This is a genomic window from Colwellia marinimaniae, assembly GCF_002207865.1.
Lineage (GTDB): Bacteria > Pseudomonadota > Gammaproteobacteria > Enterobacterales > Alteromonadaceae > Colwellia > Colwellia marinimaniae.
The window spans coordinates 1-235 of the sequence record NZ_BDQM01000519.1 but is presented as its reverse complement, the minus strand read 5'-3'; the positions used below and the strand labels follow the sequence as shown (position 1 = coordinate 235).

1 pseudogene is annotated in these 235 nt (G+C 41.3%); it reads left to right on the top strand.

The annotated features are described in order from the left end of the window. Positions 1-235: pseudogene (locus MTCD1_RS20330) on the top strand (beta-ketoacyl-ACP synthase II); the annotation flags it as partial.

Here is a 235-nt window from a genome sequence, read left to right as displayed (position 1 = left end):
GTGATATGGCTGAAACTAATGCGGTTAAGACTGTATTTGGTGCTGGTGCAAAGAATGTAATGATGGGTTCTACCAAGTCTATGACTGGACATTTGTTAGGCGCTGCAGGAGCTATTGAAGCTATTTTCAGTATCCAAGCACTAGTGAATAAGCAAGTTCCACCGACGATAAATTTAGATAACCCTGATGAAGGTTGTGATCTAGATTATATTGCTGGTGCAGCACGTGATGTTGA